Source organism: Haloferax sp. ATB1, from assembly GCF_000730175.1.
The window spans coordinates 1-22,530 of record NZ_JPES01000086.1 but is presented as its reverse complement, the minus strand read 5'-3'; the positions used below and the strand labels follow the sequence as shown (position 1 = coordinate 22,530).

At 50.8% G+C, this 22,530-nt stretch carries 19 protein-coding genes and 2 pseudogenes; 13 read left to right on the top strand and 8 right to left on the bottom strand.

Going from position 1 to position 22,530, the window contains the following annotated elements:
* The 3 genes from ATB1_RS22660 to ATB1_RS20990 all read right to left on the bottom strand — a co-directional run.
* The coding region (locus tag ATB1_RS22660) for a hypothetical protein (protein WP_206742059.1) at window positions 1-310 on the bottom strand (310 nt) is incomplete at its 3' end.
* Window positions 307-1,431: a hypothetical protein gene (locus tag ATB1_RS21705; RefSeq protein WP_128081477.1), complete on the bottom strand. Its 1,125-nt coding sequence runs from the start codon at window positions 1,429-1,431 to the stop codon at window positions 307-309. The genes ATB1_RS21705 and ATB1_RS22660, both read right to left, overlap by 4 nt.
* A complete protein-coding gene (locus tag ATB1_RS20990; protein ID WP_082256432.1) occupies window positions 1,409-1,693 on the bottom strand; it encodes an ATP-binding protein in 285 nt (94 codons plus the stop codon). The genes ATB1_RS21705 and ATB1_RS20990 overlap by 23 nt, the downstream gene beginning before the upstream one ends.
* A 585-nt stretch (window positions 1,694-2,278) precedes the next feature.
* Between ATB1_RS20990 and ATB1_RS14375 the strand changes: the two genes are divergently transcribed.
* The 7 genes from ATB1_RS14375 to ATB1_RS21700 all read left to right on the top strand — a co-directional run bounded on the left by ATB1_RS14375 (window position 2,279) and on the right by ATB1_RS21700 (window position 10,135).
* A complete protein-coding gene (locus ATB1_RS14375; RefSeq protein WP_042664856.1) occupies window positions 2,279-2,581 on the top strand; it encodes a hypothetical protein in 303 nt (100 codons plus the stop codon).
* 79 nt (window positions 2,582-2,660) lie between these two features.
* On the top strand, window positions 2,661-4,964 hold the full coding sequence (locus ATB1_RS14370) for an ATP-dependent helicase (protein ID WP_042664853.1): 2,304 nt from the start codon (window positions 2,661-2,663) through the stop codon (window positions 4,962-4,964).
* On the top strand, window positions 4,925-5,911 hold the full coding sequence (locus ATB1_RS14365) for a PD-(D/E)XK nuclease family protein (protein WP_042664850.1): 987 nt from the start codon (window positions 4,925-4,927) through the stop codon (window positions 5,909-5,911). Before ATB1_RS14370 ends, ATB1_RS14365 begins: the two co-directional genes overlap by 40 nt.
* A gap of 3 nt (window positions 5,912-5,914) precedes the next feature.
* Window positions 5,915-6,868: a DUF2797 domain-containing protein gene (locus ATB1_RS24610; RefSeq protein ID WP_082256431.1), complete on the top strand. Its 954-nt coding sequence runs from the start codon at window positions 5,915-5,917 to the stop codon at window positions 6,866-6,868.
* A gap of 38 nt (window positions 6,869-6,906) precedes the next feature.
* The gene (locus ATB1_RS14355) at window positions 6,907-8,550 is read left to right on the top strand and encodes a hypothetical protein (RefSeq protein ID WP_042664847.1); all 1,644 of its coding nucleotides are present in this window, start codon (window positions 6,907-6,909) and stop codon (window positions 8,548-8,550) included.
* 94 nt (window positions 8,551-8,644) lie between these two features.
* Complete coding sequence (locus ATB1_RS14350) at window positions 8,645-9,601, top strand: Piwi domain-containing protein (RefSeq protein ID WP_052368014.1); 957 nt, start codon at window positions 8,645-8,647, stop codon at window positions 9,599-9,601.
* A 216-nt stretch (window positions 9,602-9,817) separates the two neighbouring features.
* On the top strand, window positions 9,818-10,135 hold the full coding sequence (locus ATB1_RS21700) for a hypothetical protein (protein WP_128081476.1): 318 nt from the start codon (window positions 9,818-9,820) through the stop codon (window positions 10,133-10,135).
* A gap of 264 nt (window positions 10,136-10,399) precedes the next feature.
* On the opposite strand, the gene ATB1_RS22070 is transcribed toward ATB1_RS21700, so the two are convergent.
* The 3 genes and pseudogenes from ATB1_RS22070 to ATB1_RS14340 form a co-directional block, all read right to left on the bottom strand.
* Window positions 10,400-10,540, bottom strand: coding sequence for a hypothetical protein (locus ATB1_RS22070; protein ID WP_157837751.1), 141 nt, complete (start codon window positions 10,538-10,540; stop codon window positions 10,400-10,402).
* Between the two features lie 2,022 nt (window positions 10,541-12,562).
* Window positions 12,563-13,755, bottom strand: a pseudogene (locus tag ATB1_RS14345) (orc1/cdc6 family replication initiation protein).
* A 555-nt stretch (window positions 13,756-14,310) separates the two neighbouring features.
* Complete coding sequence (locus ATB1_RS14340; protein ID WP_042664559.1) at window positions 14,311-15,276, bottom strand: endonuclease I-EndH; 966 nt, start codon at window positions 15,274-15,276, stop codon at window positions 14,311-14,313.
* Window positions 15,277-15,641: 365 nt separating this feature from the next.
* On the opposite strand from ATB1_RS14340, the gene ATB1_RS20980 reads away from it, so the two are divergent.
* The 3 genes from ATB1_RS20980 (at window position 15,642) to ATB1_RS14330 (ending at window position 17,058) form a co-directional block, all read left to right on the top strand.
* Window positions 15,642-15,878 carry a MarR family transcriptional regulator gene (locus tag ATB1_RS20980; RefSeq protein WP_082256416.1) on the top strand — a complete coding sequence of 79 codons (237 nt, stop codon included), beginning with the start codon at window positions 15,642-15,644 and terminating at the stop codon, window positions 15,876-15,878.
* A gap of 216 nt (window positions 15,879-16,094) precedes the next feature.
* Complete coding sequence (locus ATB1_RS20975; RefSeq protein WP_082256430.1) at window positions 16,095-16,727, top strand: glycosyltransferase family A protein; 633 nt, start codon at window positions 16,095-16,097, stop codon at window positions 16,725-16,727.
* Complete coding sequence (locus tag ATB1_RS14330; RefSeq protein WP_042664844.1) at window positions 16,720-17,058, top strand: glycosyltransferase family 2 protein; 339 nt, start codon at window positions 16,720-16,722, stop codon at window positions 17,056-17,058. The genes ATB1_RS20975 and ATB1_RS14330 overlap by 8 nt, the downstream gene beginning before the upstream one ends.
* 4 nt (window positions 17,059-17,062) lie before the next feature.
* Here the strand turns inward: ATB1_RS14330 and ATB1_RS20970 are convergent, their stop codons facing one another.
* Entirely contained in the window at window positions 17,063-17,581 is a 519-nt protein-coding gene (locus ATB1_RS20970; RefSeq protein WP_277813234.1) for a glycosyltransferase family 1 protein, read from the bottom strand.
* A 1,068-nt stretch (window positions 17,582-18,649) separates the two neighbouring features.
* Here ATB1_RS20970 and ATB1_RS20965 point away from each other — a divergent pair.
* The 3 genes from ATB1_RS20965 to ATB1_RS22655 all read left to right on the top strand — a co-directional run bounded on the left by ATB1_RS20965 (window position 18,650) and on the right by ATB1_RS22655 (window position 22,085).
* Window positions 18,650-19,903 carry a sulfatase gene (locus ATB1_RS20965; RefSeq protein ID WP_241768258.1) on the top strand — a complete coding sequence of 418 codons (1,254 nt, stop codon included), beginning with the start codon at window positions 18,650-18,652 and terminating at the stop codon, window positions 19,901-19,903.
* Between the two features lie 998 nt (window positions 19,904-20,901).
* Window positions 20,902-21,375 (top strand): hypothetical protein, encoded by a 474-nt coding sequence (locus ATB1_RS14320; protein ID WP_042664843.1) that lies wholly within the window; start codon window positions 20,902-20,904, stop codon window positions 21,373-21,375.
* A 128-nt stretch (window positions 21,376-21,503) separates the two neighbouring features.
* A complete protein-coding gene (locus ATB1_RS22655; protein ID WP_206742058.1) occupies window positions 21,504-22,085 on the top strand; it encodes a hypothetical protein in 582 nt (193 codons plus the stop codon).
* Between the two features lie 214 nt (window positions 22,086-22,299).
* Here the strand turns inward: ATB1_RS22655 and ATB1_RS20960 are convergent.
* Window positions 22,300-22,530, bottom strand: a pseudogene (locus tag ATB1_RS20960) (integrase core domain-containing protein); the annotation flags it as partial.

Here is a 22,530-nt window from a genome sequence, read left to right as displayed (position 1 = left end):
GGAAGGAACTGGAATCCGTCTTCCAGTTCGTCACGTCGGTCAAATTAGATAGATCGTCGTTTCCTTGGGCCTCTGTTAACTCCTTTTTGTAATAGAATGAAGCCCATTCTGGAACACCTGTCCACCGAATATCGTCTGCAACGTGCTCACGGGCGAGGTTGTCGATACGATTACACACGACCTCGATGTTTTCTACGATCCGTCGTGGAGGTGGACTCTCAACCCGATGGAGGCTATCGTATCGATCGGCGTAATTGTTTGAGAAGTAATCTGTCAAATCAGCTGAATTGTTTGAGAAGTAATCTGTCAAATCAGCTGATATGCAGGAATGGATTTCTGTTCTAAATCATCGTCACATTCGATACCGAGTCTCGAATGTGCCTCTGCAAGGCTCATTACCCACTTTGATTCTGGAGCCTTTGTATCTGGTTTGTCAGTTACCCGTTCACGGCCTTCATAATCGTAAGTTTGGATTCCACCATCAGGATCCTTCACAGCGAAGGGACTGTCAGGGCCATATGGTCTGAGTAATGACTGTCTGAACTTACTGAATGAAGCAGAGTAGTATGGCTTTGCAACCCGTCGGAGATACTTATACATCTCCTGTGAAACACTATCGTATTCGTTGATCCCGTCTTTTTGTGAATTCCATGGTAAATCAGATGCGTCTCCTCGAGTTTCAACCTCGACGATGACTTTGAGCCGCTTTTGGCCGGTACCAAAGTTTCCTAACTTGTATCTCCCCGACCCAAATCCAGCAGAGGATGTTTTGTCATTCGATAGTACTTTTCTGCGCTGACAATAGATGTCAATCCCTGCCCTCTGTTGATTAGCCTCTCTAAGTAGCCCAACAGTCACATTCATCCAAATAGGGGCGTCGTCTTGTAGCCCAACAGTCACATTCATCCAAATAGGGGCGTCGTCTTCTGAACGGTCTTCGCGTTCAATTTTGAATCCTTCATATCGGCGTGGATAAAATCCGTCAAGGGGGTACCACGACCAGTCGATGTCCCCACTGGGTTCCAATTTTTTCCCCTCAACGACGATACTGAGTTTATACTCTGTCGGTCTCACACCACCCCCGAGGAATAACTCATATGTTTCTGAGAGGTCTTGGGCAAGAGATATTCTAGTGTCTTTCCCTTCTTCGGTCTCCCTTGAAGGATTCGCGGTTTCCTCCCAGTCGAAATTCAGATCACGTATTCTGACTTCGGTAGTGCCGGGAACAATATCCCCATATCGCTGCTTTTCAACTTCCCACTCATCACTGTTCAACCATTCCTCATCAACAGTAAACCCGTATCCCTCTTTTCCTTCGTTATCTATGAAATTTGTCCGGAATTCAGCGGTTTTGCCGAGGAATGCGCACGCCTTCTTTGCTCCAATCCCAAATGCACCAATCGAACTTTCAGTTGATTCTTTTGCAGCCAATCCCAAATGCACCAATCGAACTTTCAGTTGATTCTTTTGCAGACTCACCAAGAGCAAAAAACATTTTGAGATTCTCTTCTTCGAGCCCACCGCTGTTGTCACGGATGACCAGTTCCTCTTGGCCTGTTTCGCTTTCATCAGCAGAGAGGTGCTCTATTTCAACGAGCAGTTCTCCGTTTTCGTTCTCGAGACGGCGCCAGTTGTCGATTGCATTGTCTACTAACTCTTTAATGGCTGATCTCGGATTGACATCAGCTCGCACTGCACGATAGCTCGCACTGCACGATAGGTCTCCTTACTCGGAGAGAGATCCACCTACCGGTATCAGAATCTTGTGTCATTACCGAATGTCTAGTCGTACTCCCAAATAAATCTTTGTCAAGGCCGCTAATTAGAGTGCTCTGTTAAATCAACTCTGCTGAAAACAATCCAAATTAACGTGCCGACGTTATCTGCACCTAGGGCGTGCCCACGGACGAGTCCAAATTAACGTGCCGACGTTATCTGCACCTAGGCGTGCCCACAGACGAGTCCAAATTAACGTGCCGACGTTATCTGCACCTAGGACGCGCCCACGGACTAGATTGAGTGTAACTATCCATACTTCACGACACGAAGTAAAACCAATTTGTCACGTCCGACACCTATTATCGAGGTATCACTTTGTCAGACAAAACTTTGACGAGGCCCCAATCCAATCTTTGTCAGCACCGCTATCCGAACTTATTTATGGGTAGGGCACACAGAAGGTAGTAGCGCGGCTCAACGATGTCGTGCTGTGGTCGGCCTGCCCTTCGGGGCCTCGGTGTTGCAGCACCGGGCAGTGGCCGACCGACCAAATACAAGCATGAACGCCTACAACACGCAGACGTTTGAAACTGTCGTTCGCCTCGAGCAGGCGCTCACGTGTGTCCTCGAAGTCACACGCGTACACGCGCCTGACGAAGATATCATCCCGGAGCGGGTCGAAGATATCCCGCTCCAGTGGGCCCACGCTCGTGAACTCCTCTTGTTAGTAGAACAGGAAGAGCGCGGGCTCCTCGCTGACATGCTCCGCGTTCTAATCTGCCTCCGGCAGATGCACGCGGCGTACGTCCTCAGTGTCACCGACGCCCCGACCGAGAAGAGTAACCCCGAAGTCGCGGTCTAAGGCGAAACGCCCCGCGCGGGGGCGTCGGTGGCGTGGATGGGCTCTGCCACCCTGATGAGCTACGCCCATAGACACAACAATGTCAGAAGACACCAACTCACACGACGCGAACGAGTGGACGACGACCAACTCACACGACGCGAACGAGTGGACGACGACACGTCTCCTCGACGAAATGGAGCGAATCAATCGCGAACGCTCCGGCAACGACGACTGGTCGTTCGACGAGGAGCAACGAGCAGCCATCCAACATGGGAACGGCCCGCTGTACCTTACTGCCGGCCCTGGCAGTGGTAAGTCGGAAGTGGTCGTTACGCGCGGTCTAAAACTGCTCGTCGTAGAAGACGTCGACCCTCGGTCGATAGTCCTCACGACCTTCACCGAGAAAGCAGCCGAGAATCTCCGAGACCGCCTCGACGACCGAATAGACGCACTTGGTCTCAGTGACGAGATTGACACCGCAGATATCTGGGTCGGGACGATGCACGAACTCGCCGCAGACATCATGCGCGAGTACCATCACGCGGGGTACCGCAACATCGAGCTGCTGGATGGCGACGCCCAGCAGATGTTCATCCGTACCCACAGTGACTTCGTGAACTTCCTAGCCGGCGACGAGGTGATGGACGACTGGGAAGCAACTGCAGACATCGACCACGTCGAAGACGGTGAGCAGTGGCGTTGGTTCAGCGGGGCGATGAAAGACCCCAACGACCAGTACGGCCCCAACAAATTCGAGGCAACTAGGACTGCTGTGAGACTCTTCAACCGGCTCTCGCAGTACCAAGTGGACGTGAACGCCCTTGCGAACTCGGGCGTCCCCTACCTCCGAGTGCTCGCAGAGGCGTACGAGCAGTACCTCGAGGCTCTACAGGATGCTCGCCGCTGTGACTTCGCCCGTCTCCAAGAGGAATTCCTCGAGTTTCTCGATTCCGACGCGGGCGAGACGTTCCTCCACGGCGACGATGAACGAGATCGTCCACCGCTTGAACATGTCCTCGTGGACGAGTACCAAGACGTAAACCCTCTTCAGGAGGAGATTTACCTCAGGATAACCGAGAATATGTCGTCGCCGAATATCACCGTAGTCGGTGACGACGACCAGTCACTCTACCGTTTCCGCGGTGCGACAGTGGATTGTTTCATCCAGTTCCCGGAGACGGCGTCAGAGCGACTGAACATCAGTGAGGGTGCTGTCCAACGTATACAACTGCGCCACAACTACCGGTCGGAAGAAGACATCGTCCAGTGGAACAACGACTTCATGTCGAACCACCTGACCATGCAAGAAGACGGCGCCCGTGCCGATGGGAAGATGCCCATGGTGCCTACCCGGAACGACGGCGACGACCCCCGCGTCAAACTTCTGAAGGGGCCGAATGCACAGGCGACAGCCGATCGCCTCGCCGACACCATTGAGGCGATGCACGATGAGGGCTACATTCGGGACTACAGTCAGGTCGCGCTCCTGTTTGGAAGCACACGCGAGCGATGGACGCAATGGGGTGGTTCGCCCACGTTCGTGGGACGTGTAGTCCAAGCCCTCAAGGCTCGAGACATCCCTGTCCACAACCCCCGAAACAAGGCGTTCATGGAACACCAGGAGACGCAACTCCTCATCGCGGCACTCGCCCGATGCATCGACCCCGGCCTCCAGTGGGCCAGTGACCGTCTGATGGGTAGCGTCGCCGACGACTTCTGGGAGTGGCAAGACACGTTGGACAACGTCCTCGACAGCCCGGGTGGAGACGAACTCCGCGCGTACCTGAATGAGACGTCTAGAGCCGTCCAGGACGCCGAAGAGGGGAGTGTTCTGAACCGCTCTCCGCTCGACGTGTTCCTCCGGGTTCGGTCGTGTAGTCCAATCTCCGAGTGGACGCAGGGCCCAAACCGTGATCCCGCACGCGCGAAGCGCCTGGGTCGGCTCACCGATCTGCTGGAGTCGTTCGTCAGCATGGCAGACGGTGTTACCGGTGACCGCAAGCTCACCCGGACAACTCACAATCTGTACGGCACCGTCTCGACTCGGTTCTTGGGACAGTTCTACTACACGTTCTGTCAGTACCTCTCCAGTATGGGTCTCGACGACCCCGAGGATGAGTATAACCAGATTCCGTCTGGGTACGTCCAGGTCATGACCGTCCATCAGGCCAAGGGTCTCGAGTTCCCGGTCGTCTTCGCCGGAAACCTCCACTACACCCCGCGCACAGGGAGTACGTACTGGCTCGAGGAACGCTTCCGTCCCTACGCCCACCGCGGCCCTGTCGCTCCCGGCGACGTCCGTGCCGAGCGTGACCTCATCCGGCAGTTCTACGTCGCTACTCACGCGCGGAAGACAACCTCGTGCTCGTCGGGCGGGACGACCAAATCGACGAGCGGCTGAGTGGCCCACTCCCAGCGTTCGGTTTCACCGACGAAGGGTACGTACTCTCTCCCGCTGGGTTCGGCCCAGACCGACGCATCGTTGACCCTGCAGACATCGCCGACCTGTCCACAACGGTCGGCGAGTCCGATGGGGACAACGTTCGCCGACCGTACAGCATCGTCGGCGACGTACTCACGTACCGGCGGTGCAAGCGGCAGTACGGGTTCGTCCGCGAGTATAACTTCGAGATGTCGCGTGCGACCCAACTGTTCTACGGGAAGGTTGTGCACGAGACGCTCGACCTGGCTCATCAGCACTACCGTGGAGACATCGACGATGTCGAAGGTGGACAAGTACCGACCGCGACAGAGTTACGGGAGTACTTCGACGAAGTCGTCACCGCTCTCCGAGAGCAGCGTGTCTTGCCGGTGAACCAGCAGGCCATCGAGACTGCGTTCAAACACATCCGTCGGTTCAACGAACGCGAAGGGCCGGAGCTCTACCCCAACGTCGTCGATACCGAGCGCCATCTAAAACACGGTGCCGAGGACTTCCGTCTCGAGGGCGTCGTGGACGTGTTAGTCGATACCGACGAAGACGAGACGCAGGTCTGGGACTACAAGGCTGGTCGCCGTCCGGACGAAGATGACGACCTGCTCGAGGACTACCGCGAGCAACTCTTCGTCTACGCCGTGCTCTTCCGCGAGCAGAACGGCTACTACCCAGACCGTGGAGTGATTTACTTCATCAACGAGGAAGACCGTGACCAGGCACGGTTCGAGGTGGATTTCTCCGAGGGAGTCATCGAGGATGCCCTCGTGCGGTTCGAAGACACCGTGCGGGAAATCGAGGCCACCCGCGACGTGGATGGCTGGTCGGACATCACCGAAGGCGCGGACGAGGCCACCTGCGCCGAGTGCGACTTCCGGTGGGACTGCCCGGCTGCGGACTACGACGACCGGTAGATCATGATGACACAAGGTTCACTCGACGACTTCCACCCGGACGACGAGGGAAATGGTACATCGACAATTGATGGCCGAATCAACCGAATCATCTGGCCCTCCGGTTCGAAGCCCCCCTCTCTTGGGTTCGTTCAGAGAACGTCCGTGGATGGAGTACAACTCAACCTCCCACTGACGGTGCTACTGGGCGAACACGTCCGGGTTCAGTTGGGTTCGGAACAACGCTGTACCAACTGCGGTTCGGAGGCTAGCAGCAATGTCTGTACCGACTGCTCGGGGTCGCCACCCTTCACCAGGTGTGTGATGCAACCGGCGACACAGTGCACGTATACTGACTGCCCGTTCCCGGAGTACAAACGGCGTTCGTGCGCTCACGAGTTCGTCGTATACCTCGTCGCAGCCGACGGCATCAAGGTTGGAATCACGAAGCGCACACGTACTCTCGTTCGATGGCAAGAGCAAGGAGCGTCTCACGCTCTCCCGATTGCCACCGCACCAAATCGAAAGGCTGCGGGGGTCATAGAGCGGGCCGTCAGCCAATGTGACGACATCGATCAGCGTCTGTCGCACGAGTGGTACGTTCCTCTACCTGACGCTACCGAACGACTTTGCAACGCTGCGCTCATGGCACGGACGCGTTTCCCAGAGCGCCTCGTGTCTTGCTTCCGGTGGCCCGACACGCCTGAACCAGACGACATCCGTGATGACGTGGTTCAGGTACCGTCACTGGGGACGTCAGATTTAGAGCACGGCGTGACCAGTCGTCGCGGGCAGTTGTCTCCCGGAGAGGTTCGTGAGGGCCGGGTAATCGGCGTACGTGGTGCACTCATCGCTACTGACGAGTTCATCATCAACACGCGTCGACACGCGGGCCATAGTATCACCTTGGAAACGGAGGCTCCTTTCGTCGAGTCAATACACGCTGACGATTCCGCAATCGAGGCAAGCAGCAAGTAACCCATCTCGGAACTCATTCACAGGGACATCGATCATCCATGACAAATCACGACGATACACCCGAAGACGCAGGTAACGAACAGAAACACATCAACGTCAACAAAACCCCGATCGACCGGAACACTCTGATCGAAGGTGAGGAGTACACAGTTACGGTGGAAATCGGGCAGGTGAATAGCCACAATGGAGGATACAACCTCACGTTCGAGGACGCTGAGGGTAACAGGCGGAGTGTATCGTTCTTACACTGGCTGACTGACATCCCCAAAGACCAATTCCAGTCGGGGATGCGAGTGACGATCACCCACGTGACCTACGAGTACAACGACCCCTATCACAATTTGACAGTCACTGAACAATCGGAGGTGGCCAACATCAAGGGGTTCGACGAAGAGAGTGCAATCGACGACGCACTCGCCGAGACGACTTCGACCAAAGCGAGTAACGAGACTGGGCACGCCCAGACTACGTACAGGTCAGAGGAGTGTATCGACTCACTCCTGATACACGAATATGTAATCCAAGTCGAACCAGGGACGAACCCTTCGGTAACGGAACGCCGAAAACTCGCCTACGACGTGGTGAGACTCGCCACACACCAGACAGGTACTCCCACTACGAAGGGTGGTGATCTACGAGTTGTCTCCGTTAACCCGCTCAGTTCGGTTGACGTCTCGGAGCTCGAGGGCGTTGCAGGACTGGAAAATGAAGGGAAATCGAAACTAGATCCGGCCATCGAGCAGGACAATCGTCTCATCAAGCGTTTGGTTGAGGAGGCGTTCAAGAACCGCGCACGTGAGTGCGGGTACCGAGTCCAAGGGATTGACAAAATCCTTTCCCACAAACCAATCGATTTGGGTGCCCCGTCAGACAAGTTCGAACTCTTCGACCGGTGGAACTGTACAGTTGACATTGGGCCCTCTGGGCGAGTGTACGTACACGTCGAGGCCAACACTCGTGTCGTGAGTCACCTGACGCTCGACAAAGTATCTAATTCACAACTATACCCCGGGCGGCGTATCCAGGCAGCGTACGGATCGCGGAGCGGATACTACTTCGCTGGGTTCACCGAGGAAGGTGCTGCAGAGCACGAAATCACACCCGGACAGACAGTCGTTGATTACCACCGTGCTCGTGGGGGGCTCGACGACTCGGTACTCAACGACATCGAGCAATCGAACCGTCCTGCAGTGAAGGCGTACTCGATGGGAAGTGGTGGTTCGTACACGTTCCCCCAGCGACTGCTCGCACTGCAGGGACACACGACGAATCTCACAGACTTCGATTCCGCGTTTGCTTCCGCCGCTCGTAGCGAATGGCATCGGTCACCGCAACAACGGGTAGATGATGCTCATGCCTTCGTCTGTGACATCGGCGAGTTCAGCGTAGACGGCAAGACAGTCTCACTCAACACCGAACACGAGGTGTTCAGCGGGGACGAGAGATTCGAGTTCGTACAACTCTACGATCCGCGAGAAAACATACTAACCTTCGCCAACGGACGTCGAGGCAATCATCCGGACAACATACGAGACCTCCAAGCGTACTCACCGCCCAAATCGTTCCGAGTAGCGTTCATCTACCGGAGAACTTTCAGGGAGAGCAGGCTGATGAGATTTGGCAGCAGATATCGAGCAAGGCGAGCAGCCTCGGAGCGACCCCGTCTCGGGCCCTTGACATAGCGTACGAACCGAAAGAACGGGGGGAAGGAACGAGTCAGACTGCATCGAAGGTCGGTGCCGAGGTCGGAGGCAATGTTGATGTTGACGCTGCGCTGTGTGTCCTGCCCCCAATGTTGATGTTGACGCTGCGCTGTGTGTCCTGCCCCCAGCCGATGATGGCGGTTTCTTCGACTTTGCTATCCCGTATAGTGATTTGAAGGAGGTGCTCGGTGACCAACACACCGACAGTCAAATGGTTCATTCGGACACGCTCAAACAGCGATATACTTATGAGAACACCGCTCTCGGTCTCATTGCTGCGGCGGGTGGAATTCCCTTCACCATCGAGAACTCGTTGCCAGGTGATGCCGACCTAATTATTGGGCTGGATGTCGGGCAGTCATTCGACGATAATACGGATTCAGATTCGGCAACATCAGAGGGGATTCGAGTTGGAGCGTCTACGACTGCAATCTACCATGACGGCACCATCCTCGGTCACACAAATACGGGCGCACAGAGTGGGGAACGAATTCCGGCCCGAGAACTGATGCGTATTCTCCGACAGGTCGTCATTGGCTACCGACAGCGGTTTGATGAGAAGCCAGAGCACATCGTCATCCACCGTGATGGGTTCATGAACGACCCGTTAGACGAGGTAGAGGAGTACCTACGAGAGGAGGGAGTCTCATTCGACATCATCGAGGTACGCAAGCAGGCACCGACACGGATTGTGAGTACGGAAGGGTACGGGTACTCGACGCCTTCTAAGGGAGTCGCCTGTATCGATCGAGCACTGAACCGTGCCTTCCTGCTGACGTTCGGGGCTCCGGAAGACCTAGCTAGCCGTGGGACTCCCCGACCGATTACGGTGGAGCGTGCGAAGGGTTCAACAGACATTGGAACGCTTGCTCGTCAGGTGTATCTCCTATCGCAGTGCCACATTGGTGTGTCCAACACCACGGTACGGGTGCCTATTTCCACGAGCTATGCTGATCTTGCCGCCACTGCAGCGGCCAACGGTTACCTCCCGAAGACCACATCGCTTGAGACAGGCATCGGATTCATCTGAAACTCATAGAGGTTGGAAACGTGCGGTCAACCACTTCCAGTTGGTACATTTTGGTGTCGGTCTACTGTAGTTTTCGAGCGGATGTGTTGCTACTGTGCCTCGTCATTCAACGCCTCATTCAGTTGGTATAGCCAATGCCAGGTACCCGTTGAACGTTCTACTGTTTTCTCAAACTGACAGACCAGCTTTACTATCCCACCATGTCACGAGGGATGTATGGCAGATCGACCGCTTGAATCTGAGCTCATGATGTCTATCTATACCCAGATTGGTCAGGATTTTGCTGACGGTGTTGATTACTTGGACGCATTCGTTCCGTCTGGTGTTGAAGAGAGTGAGCTGGGATTCGACATTCAAATACCCTATTTAAAAGGAATAGCGTTTCAGTTCAAGCGACCCAAGGATTCTAATCCGCGTCGTTTTAGCATCCGGTATTCCAGACAATCTCCCCCTCGACAGCTTGACAGAATGAAAAACTGGGCATTGAAATTCGGAGATTTTGCTTCTTTTTATGCGCTACCGCCTCGTAGTTAAACCATAGCTCACTTTCAAATACTCTCAATCGAACTGCGTTCTACCCCGCGTCTCGAATCGAGCCATTCGCTAGCAAGATTCACATTCCAAGAGATTATGTAATGGATGGTAGACGACGAGGGAAAAGGGATACCAAGAGATTATGTAATGGATGGTAGACGACGAGGGAAAAGGGATATAGAGATCTACTGTAGCGACCCAGACAATACAAACAACAACTGGAATTCCTCAATTCGGTCGTCTGACGTACTTGGCTGGAAGGATTTAAAGGCCGAAATAGGGGGTTGCAGCGCCGGCTTCAAAATGCGGTGGGCTGAAGAATCCTGTTACGAACACTATCACGATGACCATCACTGGTATCCTGAAGGGAAGCGTGAATTCCTTGATATCAAACCACCTCGCCACTCGGGTTGGTTCGTCGGGGCGGGCAGCCCTCTACTAACGCGTATTGGGAGTTCGTCATCCTTCGGTTGGTGAGGTGCAGTGTAGGGCATAGACACATTGGATGCTTAACATCCTTGTTGGGTGATTGGTTGTTGAAGATGTGCTGTAAATGCCCATTGAATTCAGCACAGCATCCAATTACTTTCTGTAGACTTCAGTAACTTACTCGTCGCATACTCTGATATCTCATGCCGTGTTGAGCACAGTCTCCAAAGCCCACACCGAGTCGTTAGGAGAGATCTCTGACTTCTTATCTGATCCCCTCTCGGTTAAGAGACCAGCGTGATACAGCATTGCTTTAAATTGGTAAGTCGTATGAGTGGCTCTGTTGAAATCCTCTTCACGTCTTGCGATTTGCTGAGAGGCTCGTTTCTAACCGGATCGACGAAAGCCGGTGAGTAGAGTCGCTCTTCTCAATGTCAACGCTGAAGGATTTCAACAGAGCCATCGAGTCTCAAATACTCTCAGCGCAAAACTATATTGTAACGCTGAGATACCACTGTTTTGAGTATTCTGTGAATATGGTATTTAAATTAGCTCTGTTGAGATCGCGTTCCTCAGACGAGCCTCGATAAACAGCCGATCAGTCGACTTCTGCGAATGCACGAATCGGCATTGCAGCCGTCTGTGACGCGTTAATTGGGACCACAAACAACCGGAAGGGTTCTCCGTGGAGTGCGTCCCAAACCCTGAATAGTATATTCAGTCAACAGACAAAAATAGTATCAAACTGATTGTTACGATTTTAGATAGCTATCACTTCATTTTTGGACCTCAACAGACAAAAATAGTATCAAACTGATTGTTACGATTTTAGATAGCTATCACTTCATTTTTGGACCGAACCGAAGATCCACAAACACGCTATTCTGGCTACCAGTGTTCCACAAGCGACGCTGTAGGCGGTGAGACTTTGAACAAGACCCCTAGGCTGTGTCTGGCTCGTGGTGTCCCATTGCGTGTCGGAAACTGCGTGCAGGTGTACCGAACATATGTATGTTATACCACTCGGCCCCGACTGCCGTCCACGCTGCCTCGTTACTGCTCGGCGTAACCCGTTCGACGACGTGGCCACACCGATGCGACGGACACAATCTCTAACTAAATGGACGTTCGACACCGCTAGTAGTGTTCTCAGTCCCTCGACTGTGGTCCGGCGTGCCCCTCCAAACACCTCCCTTTCCCGTCGGTGTGCGTGAAACGCATGTGACCGGGCTCGTGATGCTCATCGGCCTCATCTTCGGCGGGATGTATCTGTACACTCGTTGGCGTCAGTTTCTTCGGTAGACACAGCTACGGACTGCGTTGCACCCTCTCGACGAACAATACTCACGTTGAGCTGACGGCCGAGTCAGAGAGTACAGTTCGTATGCTCTCCTCTCTGCTGTCTTGCGCTTTCAACGGCGAACGAAAGCATGCGAAATGCACTCTATCCGGTCCCACTTCGGCCATCGCGTTCTGAGTGAGAGAGTACATTTCGTATGCTTTTCACGTCGGTTCCTGCCGTTTTTGGATGCAAATTCGAGCATACGAAATGGACTCTGCGCTTCTCGTGATGACGGCTACGTCTGGATTTTGTCTGTCGTCGAATTGGAACCCGAGTAAGAGAGTGTATTTCGTATGCTATCGTCTGTACTGTCTTGCGGTTTCAACCAAGAAAGAAAGCATACGAAACGTACTCTATCTCAGTTGACTTCGGACATCATCTTCTGAATGAGAGAGTACATTTCGTATGCTTTTCGTGGATACGTCGTGTGTTTTTCGCGTACAGTAGTAGCAGACGAACTGTACTGGTGAAGTCGTGTTCAGTTTGCGGTCGTTGTGAGACAGTACATTTCGTATGCTTTTCGCCATACAGCGTCGCCCCTCAATCTCACCACTGAGCACGCAGACACAACTTGGGGATGACGAAGGCGAGGGCCGGTGACTCCATTCCGATACAAACGAGAGTACGTTTCGTATGCTTCGACCCCCGTTCTCAGGTCACTCGTCGTGTTCGATTTGCTCGCGAGTCTCCAAGACGAGGTCTGAATCGAGGTCGAGTTCGTACTCGTAGTACTGTCCACCACTCAATCCCTCGTTTCGATCGTATCGCTTGGCGAAGCCGAGCATGTGGAGATCCGAGAGATGGTCCTGAATACTCTTGAGCGTCGTCAACGGTTCAACGCCCCAGGACCGTGCGACTGTTTTGTAGTGGGATTGAATTTCCTTCGAGCGCACGGGGCAGTGCCCCTGTTCTTCGAGTCGAGCAATCGTCTCCAAGACGAGTTGTGCCTGTTCGGTTTGGTCGCGGATTCGGTTGCTCAATCGACCACGTTGGACAAGCCGTCGAGCCTCCTCCACATGCTCGTCAGTCACGCAGTACTCGCCTCGTTTTTCAGCCACCTCCGCGCCGACACGAAGTAGGTCGATCGCTTGACGTGCATTGCCCATGTCTCGGGCCGCAATCGCGGCTGTCATCGTTATCGCCGACATGTCGTAGCCATCCTCGATGAACGCACGCTCTGCCCTGTCAAGGAGAATCGTCTTCAGTTCGGTCGCATCGTACGGGGAAAACGAGATTTCTGTCTCCATCAGCGTGTCTTTGACCTTCGGTGAGAGGTCATCTCTGAACGTGTAGTTGTTGCTGATGCCGATAATCCCAATTCGAGCCTCGTCGATGTGTCCGTTCGACCGCGCGCGTGGGAGTTCGTACAGGAGGGAGTTCGCACCTGAGAGGTGGTCGATTTCGTCGAACGCGAAGATGTGCGTCCCACCAATTCGATCGAGTTGTGTGTAGAGTTCGTCAAAGGCATCTCCTGTTCCCAATCCGCGTTTGGGAAAGTCGCTGGCGTGTGCAGGGAGCAGTTCGTTCACTAAGCGACGAACGACCATGAATAGCGTCTTGCCATTACAGTTTACCTCGTGGACGTGCAGGTCATCAGCTTGCTCTCGCGTCTCGACCTCTGTTGCCAATGCATCCAGCATGTAGGTCGTGACTGCTGTCTTCCCAAGTCCTGCCTTTCCGTACAGCATGACGTTTTTCGGATCCCGGCCAAAGAGGACGTCTTGGAGTGCATATCGGTATTCTTCGATTTCTTGGTCACGCTCGAGAATCTCTTCGGCTGGTACTCTTCGCTGAGTACACTCTTGTCAGCGAAGATTGTCTCCGTCATGTCGCTGAACGGTCCTGCCATGTCCTTACCGAATCGATGAGTGTTTACTATATAAAACCGCACTTCGTCTGTTTCGTATGCTTTCTTGCTCGAACACAGATTGGTTCAATCTGACGATTCTGGCGTTTTGAGGCGTTTTCGCGAGACAGAGCATACGAAATGTACTCTCTCACTAAGTGCGGAGACATCTCCGTGTGCTGTGACTGGAACCGAGCGATGGTGTGTGGACTCCCTTCCGGTCTACCATCGGGGTGTCTTATTCTAGAGAAAGCATACGAAATGTACTCTCACACTCGATGGGGTCGTGTGATATCTGCGTACTGAGATATCGATACTGGCTAAAAAGAGCATCAGCAGGCGCAAACCAACGACGCAGTCGAACAGTTACCAGCGACCGTCGATGGCACGCTCGTAGGCCGCTTCGGCCTGGTCGGCGACGCTGTCCCAATCATACTTCTCGGCGCGTTTCGTTGGTTCGGTCGGCGGTGTCTCGCCTGCGAGTGCTTGGGCTAACGACTCTGCGACTGAGTCAGGGGTGGTGAAGAAAGAGGTCGAGGTGTACTATGGACTACTCAGTCATTCGTTCTTCACAGGAACCGGGAATTTGTAGTCGTACGCCATGAGCGTATTTGAACGCCGTAAGTCGTCGAGGAACGTCCGTGCATCATAGTCACGAAGCCGAATATACAACCCGGAGCCGTCCTCAATGCCCTTCTGTCTGACTGCGTAGTTGTCGTACCCAAGGCGGTTGACTTCTGACTGGAGATGTTCGACGCACGACTCAGGAAAGCCGTGGGTCGCAAAGGAAACGCGCGGTGCGCCGCTGTCACGGATTGAACAGTTCCCGTCACCCCAGTACCAATGCAGGAGTGCTGTCTTGTCGAGGTGGAAGTCCTCCGGGACGATTTTTCGGTTGTTCTTCTCGTCTCTGATTTCGTACCACTCCTCATACATTCGTTGGAGTCGTGGTTGTGGTCGTGACGTGACTATCCACGAAGTGTAGTCTTCGTCGGTAAACTGATTCAGCCGGGTGAACGAGTTCGGCTGTGATTCCGGGAAGAACCCATCGGGAAGCTTCTCAATCAGCCGACGTGCGTGTCCTTCCGTCGTCGTTGAGAGTTGGAAGAAACACGACCCATCGTATCGAGAGTGTAAGCACCCGTCACCGAGTAATTCTCCCTGGATAACCGACACCTGAGATGGACTCAGTCCGTGGTCAGTCGTCTTCGGGAGCGAGATAGGGTCGGCACCTGCCTCTTCAAGATGGAACCGAATCGCGACCGGGGACGTGTCGTACTGGTCCGCAAGCGACTGGAGGGAACTCCGACGTTCGTACGCTTCAACCATCTCATCCCTTCGGTTCGCTAACTGCGTGTACGCCGGACCACCATTTCGCATTGCGACATCGGAGTCGTGCAGCCGACTCTGAATTGGTCTCGTGGACACATCGAACACGTCCGCAATCTCACGGAGCGACTGCCCTGACTCGTAGCGTTCGATAATCTCATCGACTCGCTCGTCGAGCCATTCGTATCGCTGCATCCGTCAGACCCCCATCGGGGACGTTTGGTAGTCGTGATACTGTTCAACAGACTCTTGTCTATCTCGATCTGAGTTGCTCATGCTTCGTCTTGGGCGAAGCACGGGGCGGTGTCTCCAGCACCGTCCTCTCCGTTGAGGCTCTTGTCTATCTCGATCTGAGTTGCTCATGCTTCGTCTTGGGCGAAGCACGGGGCGGTGTCTCCAGCACCGTCCTCTCCGTTGAGGCGACCCGTGCTTCTCGATAGCTGCTACGGACGGTGGCTATTTAGGAGTTTTGCTTAGCAAAATGCTTGGCAAACAGTTCGGTTACATGCTTGGTAAATTGCTGAGTATTATGCATACGGAGTCAGAACTGCGCGCCATACATGGTCAACGAACGCTACGAACCGAACGAACGGGAGGAAGTCGTCCTCGAGTTATTCAAGCAAGGGCGGCGTTCTGGTTCACCGTGGGGTCGTGTTAATCCGCTGTATCTGCGTGAGCATTCGGATCTGGAGAAAGGCCAGGTCGAGTACGCGCTTCGAAATCTGACGAATGCTGGCTGGATTACGCAGTTGAATCGAGGTGGGTTGTATGAGTTGGTGGAAGATCCACGAGATTGATAAGTGTTTGACATATTTGATCTCTAAATTCACCAGAGGCCATTACAAGACACAGATTAGCTAAATGACCAAAATACCGGCAGTTTCGGATACCTCACCTAGATAGTCCAAATCAATCATCTTTGGTGCCAAGCGTCTGGTAACCATTATTGTTCTATTCATGCCAAGTGAAGTCATTCCAGTACCTTCATTTATATTTCAGTACAGGATTTATACATGGCCAGAATTTCCGTTATCATTCCCACTAAAAATGCAGGCCAGGAGTTTGAGGATACATTAATATCAATTCAAAGTCAAGATGTCGATGATATCGAACTCATCGTAATTGACTCTGGCTCTACCGACGGTACAGTTGAACTCGCAGAACAGTATGCCGATACTATCATTGAGATCCCGCCTGATGAGTTCCACCACGGGCAAACTCGCAACCAAGCAGCGGACCAAGCTGAAGGGGATATAATCGTCTTTACCGTTCAAGATGCAGTTCCAATTGATGATGAGTGGTTAAGCCAACTCACCAGCCCAATAAATGATGGTAATGCCGATGTGTGTTACGGCAATCAAATAGCGTACCCTGATGCTAAACCTTCAGACAAATTCTTTTACAAATATTTCTACCCAGATACATCAATCACCCTTACAAAATCCGATGCGAGCAAAAAGGGAGAGTTTTATATGGACAATATATTTTTATCTGATGCAACTCAGCAGTTTCTCGCCACGTTTGGAATCAATTCCAGTTCCTCGATTCTGTCCCTATGGACAATATATTTTTATCTGATGCAACTCAGCAGTTTCTCGCCACGTTTGGAATCAATTCCAGTTCCTCGATTCTGTCCCTATGTCTGAAGATAAGGACTTTGCATACCGAGTCGCATCTGCAGGTTACGAAATTCACTACTGCCCAGAGTCAAAAGTCTATCACTCACACGACTATACGCTTCGGTCACTATTCACCCGACGATACAAAGACGGGAAAGCATTTTCCGAGATCGCCGCGACTGATTCTGATGACTTCGTATTCTCTGGAGTACGGTATGTCTGGAACGAATACGCTTACTTGATCAACTCCGGTGCAGCCTACTGGATCCCGTACGCACTTTTGTATGACTTCGTGTACTTTATCTCGTTCACATTAGGGAAGAACTACGAATATCTGCCAACAAGCGTCAACGACTAAGTCACTAAAATAGCTCTTCAAACACACCAAGTAACCTATTTGTTGCCTTGTCCCAAGTAAACTGCTCTGATCGAGTTCGTCCCTTCTGAGAGAGTTCTTCAAGCCGATTAGAGTTATGAACAATTTCTAGCCCCTGTTTGATCGAATCAATGTCGTATGGATCAACGAACTCAGCTGCCTCTCCCATCACTTCAGGTATTGCCGTTACGTTTGATGTGACGACCGGTGTTCCACGAGCAGCTGCCTCAAGCGGCGGAAGACCAAATCCTTCATAGAGAGAAGGATACGCGAATAGAGTTGCATTTTCATAAACATATATCAATTCCTCCCGTGAGACATATCCTAAGTTCATAATATCATCTCGGTTAACCTTCTCGTTGCCGAAAGCAGCGGTATCACTTGGACCAACTACAACAAGCTCACAGTCTGTATCTAGTTTGTTATATGCCTGTATGAGGCGTGAGAGGTTTTTGCGCTCATCCGCGGAGCCTACAAACAGAATATATTCGTCAGGAACTTCGATCGGCTTTCCAGCATTTTTCTCAAAAAAGAGGTCGTCGATACCATTGTAGACTACATGAACATCATCTTGCTTGACCGGGAGATTCTCAACGATTCTGTCTTCGAAAATTCTGAAACGGTTACTACAACGTCGGCATTTCGAACACCAAACGGAATCGTCGCTTTTCGATAGAACCGTTGAAGACTACTGTGCCCATGTTCGGAACCGACGTGGTGAACAAGCACTACTGTTTTGTAATCTCCCCAAGTGATGGGCGGAGCATTTGCATTTGGACAAAATAGAATGTCTAAATGATGGGCGGAGCATTTGCATTTGGACAAAATAGAATGTCTAAATCATCATTCGCTGCAAGGAAAGGAAGAACACTACGTTCCCAGATGACACCAAAAGCTTGCGAGTTCCACGGGAAGAGAGCATCTCTATACGAGGGTGTATTATTGAACCACCGATAGCCCTCCTCGTGTCCATATAATGTAGATGAAGCTGACCGATCTATTAGGTTCTTTGCGTGTTGTATTCCAACTTCCGATAGCCCTCCTCGTGTCCATATAATGTAGATGAAGCTGACCGATCTATTAGGTTCTTTGCGTGTTGTATTCCAACTTGAGCGGCTCCTGCTGGAGTCTCAAGACTAAATACTCTTGCGTTAATTCCGATATTCATCTTTCTATCATTTTCTCCCAGGGTCCTCGAAGCACGTATTTCTCCATCAGTTAGCCAATGTTAGTTATAGTATCGGTTCTCTATTACTATCCTACTTGCTCAGTACAATTTCAGAAAGTGAATAGAGAGGTGAAGCAATCGCGGCATATGAACTAAGGGAATTTGTGTTCTCTTGAGACAGTCGGTGTTTATTTGGGAGAGCAACTCCATCTCAGAAGGAAAGATGAAATGACAGGTGAGCTAACTTGGAGGCGAGCATATGAGTGAGAGCGCGGAGCAAACGGCTGGAAACGTTGAGAATATTCTTTTAATCACGGTAGACTCACTACGATATGATTTAACTTTAACCCGGTAGACTCACTACGATATGATTTAACTTTAACCAGTAGTCCACAACTCTCAGCGATTGAGAGGTTATCTGAGGATGGTGTTTCCTTTGAGCATGCGTATGCTACAGGCCCAGGGACAACGCCTTCGTTCCCTGCGATGCTTACAGGAACACTACCGTTATCATATGGGGGGTTAGGTCCACTAACTGATGAGCGGCCGAGAGTTGCATCTAATCTTCGAGATGCTGGGCTCACTACTGGTGGCTTCCAGAGTAATCCGTTCCTTTCACGTCACTTCAACTATAATGTTGGATTTGACATATTTGAGGACTACCAAAACCCACTAATGGGAATTGCAACCAAGATCTTCCCACGGGGTATTGAATTGTCTAACCCTCAGATGAAGAAGATCGATGAGGTGTTCCATCTCACCGATATCATAAAGAAGACCTATGAGTTGGTGAAAGGTAAGCCACGACCATACGTTAATGCAGAAACTATCACAACAGATGCGATCAACTGGCTTGACAACGTAGATGATTCATTCTTTGGGTGGGTCCATTATATGGACGTTCATCATCCGTGTTATCCTCCAGAACAATATCGTGCTCAATTCGATGTTGCAGATATCTCGCAGACAGATGTTTCTGAATGGTACTCTCAGTTACTTACCCAGCCCGAGACTTTGTCAAAAGATGAGATTGATTCACTTCGTCGGCTCTATGATGCTGCTGTCCTTTATACAGATGATCAGATTAATCGACTCCTTGACAAGTTGAGTGAAATGAACAGATATGAAGATACCTTAATCGTATACACATCTGACCACGGTGAACTATTTGGTGAACATGGTGCATACGGTAAACCACGACGTATGTATGACGAACTTCTACATATTCCCCTAATCATAACAAACGGACCGGAAGGTCTTTCAGAGCACTCTGGTGAATTAGTTAGTTTGTTGGACTTGCCACCCCTATTTCATAACGTACTCGGAGTAGAGCCTCCGCACAAGTATGAAGGACAGGGAATTACTGATACTAAAAGAGACTTTATTATTGCTGAACATGAAATGGATGGCGAGGTCATCGTTGCTGCTCGATCAAAAGATTTGTTGTTTGAGGTAGATAAAATAAGAAACGAGGACCGATTATCCAGCATTAAAAATGGCGAATTTGTCGAAAATTGTCAAAAAGACGCGCCAGGCTCAGAAGACATACAGCAAGTCGTGTTGAATCGTCTTTCTAATCTTGATGTGAATACACGCCGACTTGAAGACGAAGTGGGAGGAGATGTTCAAGACAGATTGGAAGATCTTGGATATTTATAGATATAACAGCTAAATTATAATATATGATTAATGAATGAATAGGCTAAATTATAATATATGATTAATGAATGAATAGGTCGAAAAGTAGGTGAATCATACCAGCACCCGACCTGTCCGGCGAGAGTTAAGACCACTACGCTTGGATATTGGTCCTGGCAGAGGATCACGATGTCCGCTGGGTGTTCACCGCCCGATTTCATGCTGGCGGTCGTTATTCTCGCAAAGTAGAAGTGGTTGTTTATGTTCCTAATACAGAAGTGATTACTTAGCCGAGGCGGGCCACAGTCAATGAAACGGCTCCAAGATCAACGGTAATCAATCGTAGTTATATGTGGTGATATACTCGACAAAGTGCTGATTCTTGATGTCGTTCTATTCAATCGTAACGGCACCTATCCAGCAGCTACGTCTTTTCACGATATCACCGAGAAACGCTACCCTCGGAAAACTGTATCTCTCACAGATACACTCGCCTATTTCGATTGGACATTTGAGATGGAGGAGAGGTACGTCTAACGCTCTCGAAAAGTACTGGGCGTGCTGGTGATCGCCTGTACGATTTCCCAATTTCTACGTCCAGTTGCCTCAGACTCGTGTTGAAACCGATAAGATGTGAGGTGAGTGAAGATGATGGCGATTTGGTCATTAAATGTTCAGTCACAACTATTACACAGATACCGTTTAAGCAATTGATAGTTGTCGTACCGAATTATCGATTTGGATCGGCAGACTGGACAGTAGTTGCAGTCACACCAGCAAATCGATTGCACAAGTTCGAGGCTCAACGCCACAAGACGAATGTATTGAGAGGAATTATGCTTCTCATGGAGTGGCACGTCACTTCTTTACCGCTGCCCAGTAACTACGAAAGATCCGATAGTAATTAATATCCGAAATTCATAATTAATTAACAGTTTTCCAAGATTGCATAGAATCTTCATGAAAAGGCATAAATATAATAAATATCTTACTTGAAAACGGTGCAAATTCATTAAAACATGGTTAGAAAAATAGTGTTCTCAATATACGATACGACAACATATCGAAATTTAGTTCCTATCGCAGAAGAACTCTCGGAAGACTACGAAGTTGAGTATCTTCTTTTTGATGAACTTCTTCAAAGCGCTGATCCGAGTAAGAGCTCAGCTCTACCAGCGGACGAACTGAAACCCCATCGCTTCGCAGATGAGTATATTCGGTCAAAAGTAGCTACCAAATTTCATGAAACGCCGAGATCGAAAAAGAAAGTCGCTGTTCAACGTATCATTGAAGACAACATCTCACCGCAACTAATCTATGACATTCACTCGTATATTAAAGATACATCTATGGATGTTTTCGTTAGTGGCCATGATCGACTCCCGTTTATCAAGCATGTAATGAAGTTTTCAGAAACCGCAGATTTCAAGAGTATCGTTATTCAACATGGCATCAATCGCCGGATCTGGAATTTCGAAATGGACAACCTGTAAACCGGCAGGGGCTCTTTAGACCATCAATTGAACCCCAATCATGGGCCATTGAAAAGTTCAAACGTAGATTCGGTTTCAATTACGGGGCCTTTCTCTTTTGTAGTCCGTACGCCGACGAAGTATTAACAATGGGTGATTTCTTCACAGAACGGATTCGGAAACTTAGAGAACAATATCCATGTAATGGGGCTGGAACAGTCACTACGGTAGGATACTCGGAATTCAATCCAGGCTCCATCAAACCTGTTGAGACAAATGCCGAATCCGCGTTATTCCTCTCTCAGTGGCAATATGAGGCAGGGTCATGGACAGAACAACAACAGAAACAACTGGCGGACATCCTTCGGACATTCCAAAGAAAAAATAACCTGAATCTTAGGGTTAGACCCCATCCAAAAGACTCTGAAGAAAAAATTTCAAGATTCTTTAATGATTTTCAACTATCCCGTGGCGCTGGACTAGAGAGTGATATTGAAAATCACGATATCGTATTGACTGTTGATTCAACTGCTCTGTTACGTGCAGTTCTCAGGGGTAAGGTGCCGGGGGTCATTGATTTACCATGGGAACAAAACACCTTTCCCCATTCACTCACGATCATGTGTTGTCTATCGATAGTGATTTCGTCGATCTTGAACAACAAGCTTCGAAACTTTCTGAGACGACACAAGTTGACTACCTTCAACGCTTCTGTTACGTGCCTTCCCTAGATGAATCATCAAAATTCAACACACCACGAGAATATCTGGCCGCTAAAATCACTAGTGATCTCAACTCACTAGTGATCTCAACTCTATAGGGCCCGTCTAGTTGGTAGATGAAATTGCCGGGTGTGATATAATTCACTTGAGCCCGTCTAGTTGGTAGATGAAATTGCCGGGTGTGATATAATTCACTTGAGATTTTGTTATCAACTGGCACTGTCTAGTTAGTAACCTCCTGGACTGGTGTTCGTCCATCGAGCGCTTGATGCGGTCTCTGAAAATTATAGTATTGCACAAATTGTATGAACCACTCGCGGACGCTTCCGTGACTGCCCACCCACGAATTATGGAAGCGGTCGACTCGCATTTTGAGGGTGTGAACCACTTTTCGATGAGGTTTCGCTCAACGTAGTCCAGCCGACCGCTCAATCCTAATCGAGAGAGGGCAGTC

Excerpts from the sequence above, each read along its gene's own strand:
- ATB1_RS22655 (WP_206742058.1), top strand. The coding sequence starts at position 21,504 with ATGGGTGATTTCTTCACAGAACGGATTCGGAAACTTAGAGAACAATAT.
- ATB1_RS14370 (WP_042664853.1), top strand. The coding sequence starts at position 2,661 with ATGTCAGAAGACACCAACTCACACGACGCGAACGAGTGGACGACGACC.
- ATB1_RS14355 (WP_042664847.1), top strand. The coding sequence starts at position 6,907 with ATGACAAATCACGACGATACACCCGAAGACGCAGGTAACGAACAGAAA.
- ATB1_RS20975 (WP_082256430.1), top strand. The coding sequence starts at position 16,095 with ATGGCCAGAATTTCCGTTATCATTCCCACTAAAAATGCAGGCCAGGAG.
- ATB1_RS14320 (WP_042664843.1), top strand. The coding sequence starts at position 20,902 with ATGGTTAGAAAAATAGTGTTCTCAATATACGATACGACAACATATCGA.
- ATB1_RS21700 (WP_128081476.1), top strand. The coding sequence starts at position 9,818 with ATGGCAGATCGACCGCTTGAATCTGAGCTCATGATGTCTATCTATACC.
- ATB1_RS14340 (WP_042664559.1), bottom strand. The coding sequence starts at position 15,276 with ATGCAGCGATACGAATGGCTCGACGAGCGAGTCGATGAGATTATCGAA.
- ATB1_RS14330 (WP_042664844.1), top strand. The coding sequence starts at position 16,720 with ATGTCTGAAGATAAGGACTTTGCATACCGAGTCGCATCTGCAGGTTAC.
- ATB1_RS14375 (WP_042664856.1), top strand. The coding sequence starts at position 2,279 with ATGAACGCCTACAACACGCAGACGTTTGAAACTGTCGTTCGCCTCGAG.
- ATB1_RS20980 (WP_082256416.1), top strand. The coding sequence starts at position 15,642 with ATGGTCAACGAACGCTACGAACCGAACGAACGGGAGGAAGTCGTCCTC.
- ATB1_RS24610 (WP_082256431.1), top strand. The coding sequence starts at position 5,915 with ATGATGACACAAGGTTCACTCGACGACTTCCACCCGGACGACGAGGGA.